Below are 2,758 nucleotides of genomic sequence, written 5' to 3'. Positions count from 1 at the left end.
GTCCATCCCTGGACGTCTCTGCCGCAACTTTGCCCCGGAGTCGGGCGCGACACCTTTTCATTACTCGTCTCACACATTGCCTCATCCATCACGCATCCCCACGTCGATAGACATTCGCCACCATGAACAGCCTGCTTGAMTCGCCCCTGATGCGCAGCGCCGGGCGCGAGGTCCTGTCGCTGGCGCTGATGGATGCCCGCAATCACACCTTGCGGATTTTCGGCCAGTACCAGCAGGCCCTGGAGCCCGTCAGGTTTGCGGTACCGCCATCTCCGCAGCTGAGCCCCCCGTTGTGGATGCTGGGCCATGTGGGCTGGTTCCAGGAGTGGTGGATAGGCCGCAATGTGCAGCGCGCGCAGGGAACGCGCTGCACATCGGGGCACACACGCCTCGCTTCGATGGAGCCCAACGCTGACCGCTGGTGGGCCCCGGCAAGCGTTTCGCACCAGCAGCGCTGGTCACTTGACCTGCCCGATGTGCAGGCTTGCCGTTCCTATCTGCTCGACACGCTGGAAACTACCCTGGAGTTGCTGGGAAAAGCCGGTGAAGACAGCGATKCACTCTACTTCTACCGTCTGTGCCTCTTTTATGAGGACATGCAAGCCGAGGCATTGACCCATGCGGCGCAAATGCTGGGTGTGCCCATGGAAAAGGAATTGTTGCAGGCCTTCACGCCCCCGCCCATGGCAACGCGCGACGCGTTGCTGGTTCCCTCCACCGTCTGGAAAATGGGCTCTGCCGCACCCTCAGATGCCACAGGTTTTGCCTTCGACAACGAATTGGCGCAGCACGATGTCACGGTGCCGGAGTTCGAGATCGACGCGCAGCCGGTCAGCTGGGCGCAGTTTGTGGAGTTCGTCGATGACGGCGGTTATGACAGGCCTGAATTCTGGCAGCCTGAAGGATGGGACTGGTTGCAGGCCGCTGTGAAAAGCGAAGGCAGGCGCGGCCCGCGTTACGTTGAGCAGATTGGCGTGGCCAGTGGCGCCGTGATGCTGACCCGCTTTGGCAAGGCCATGCGCATGCTCGGCAACCAGCCGGCCATGCACATGAGCTGGTGGGAGGCTGACGCCTGGTGCCGCTGGGCCGGCCGCCGCCTGCCCGCAGAAGTGGAGTGGGAAGCCGCTGCGTGCACGGCCGCCCGCAGGGGCTTTCGCTGGGGCGACGTGTGGGAGTGGACGGGCACTACCTTTCGCGCCTATCCGGGTTTTGTGCCTGGCCCGTTCGGCGCGTATTCCGAACCCTGGTTCGGCAGCCACAAGGTGCTGCGCGGCGGCTCGTTCGCAACGCGTGCGCGCCTGAAACATCCCCGGTTCCGCAACTTCTGCCTGCCCGGGCGGGATGATATTTTCTGTGGGTTCCGCTCCTGCTCGCTATAAAAATAATAGCTGCTTGCGCGCGTCAATAAACGGTTTCAGGCACTTTTCGTCGGTTTTTCCTTGCGGTACGTCCACCAGGGCAATGTGGCGCGCAGGGACAGCACCTTGCCGCTTTGGGCCGTGTCGCCGCGGTAGCCGGGCAGTTCTTCCAGCGTGGCCTGCCAGTCGTTGCTCTGGAGCTCCTTGAGCAGTGCCTGCACCTGCGGCGTGGGCAGTTCGGACTTCAGGCACACCAGGTGGTAGCGCTCTTCGGCCAGGGGGATGAAGCCCAGGCCTTTTTCGCGCGCTGCGGTTTCAATGCCAAGGCCGGCATCGGCCACATTGCTGGCAATTGCCTGGGCCACGGCCGTGTGTGATGGCTCCTGGGTCTGGTAGCCCTGGACGCCTGAAGGCGCCACCCCGGCCTTGCCCAGCAGTTCATCGAGCAGCACGCGGGTGCCGGTGCCTTCCGCCCGGTTGACGTACCGGACGTCCGGCCTTGCAAGGTCGGTGATGCCGGCGATGCGCAGCGGGTTGTTTCTAGCCACGATCAGGCCCTGTTGGCGATGGGCGAAGCCGATCAGTTTATGCAGCCCCGGCTTGAGCAGGTCACGGTAGGTTTGTGCGGTCACGGACTGGCCGCCGGGCTGGTCCAGGGTGTGGAACCCGGCCATCATGCAGCGTCCCGCGTTCAGGGCGGCAATGGCGTCCACGCTGCCCATGAACCGGATGTCCAGGTGCAGCCCGCGCGGGCTCGCCTGCTCGCGCAGCGCGGAAAGCGCCGCATCGTGGCTGGCATACAGCGTGAGAACGTGGGCGTTGTCATCAAAGGCGGTTGAAAAAGCCCGTTCGATGTCGCCCCGCAACGCCTCGATCTGGGGCGCCAGCCGCGCCTGTGCCTGGCGTTCGGCCCACAGCAGCTTTTCGCCGAATTCCGTCAGCCGGGCCCGCTGGCCCTTGTCCCAGACGATGAGTGTGCGCCCCAGGGTCTGTTCCCATTCCTTGAGCGCACCCCACACATGGCGGTACGACAGGTCAAGCGCTTTGGCGGCTTTGGAGATGGAGCCTTGTTCACGCACCGCATGGAGCATGTCCATCAGCGGATTGCGTATCAGCGCGTTTTTCCCGCGGTGTGGCGTGAGCAGGTAAGAGAGTTCGACTTTATGCATGGCAAGGCGGTAAGTGCACTGATTATGAGTGCACAGCTCAGCGGCGACGGGCGAAGGACGGGCGCACTGCAAGGGAGTGGAATCAACCTATGCAAACGCGTTCATAGCGATGATTCCCGATATAAATCAAGGACTTGGGCAGAGGCGCTAGTACTGCAACCCGGAAGTAGCGAAACACAATGAAAGTGATGGATTCGTGCCCAGGGCGAGGCGCAAGCCGCAGCGAAGGCT

2 protein-coding genes are annotated in these 2,758 nt (G+C 63.1%); one reads left to right on the top strand and one right to left on the bottom strand.

Going from position 1 to position 2,758, the window contains the following annotated elements:
* Positions 1–122: 122 nt before the first annotated feature.
* Entirely contained in the window at positions 123–1,379 is a 1,257-nt protein-coding gene (gene senA / locus AC1D0Z_RS19005) for a selenoneine synthase SenA (protein ID WP_477659748.1), read from the top strand.
* 35 nt (positions 1,380–1,414) lie between these two features.
* On the opposite strand, the gene AC1D0Z_RS19000 is transcribed toward senA, so the two are convergent.
* Positions 1,415–2,527 carry a substrate-binding domain-containing protein gene (locus tag AC1D0Z_RS19000; protein ID WP_477659747.1) on the bottom strand — a complete coding sequence of 371 codons (1,113 nt, stop codon included), beginning with the start codon at positions 2,525–2,527 and terminating at the stop codon, positions 1,415–1,417.
* Between the last annotated feature and the right edge of the window lie 231 nt (positions 2,528–2,758).

The sequence above is a fragment of the Polaromonas sp. P1_E3 genome (assembly GCF_056405935.1).
Note: the sequence above shows the minus strand (reverse complement) of the source record. Positions and strands in the feature narration are given on the sequence as shown.

Bases quoted from the DNA above. Each gene is read 5' to 3' on its own strand.
- AC1D0Z_RS19000 (WP_477659747.1), bottom strand. From the start codon at position 2,527: ATGCATAAAGTCGAACTCTCTTACCTGCTCACGCCACACCGCGGGAAA.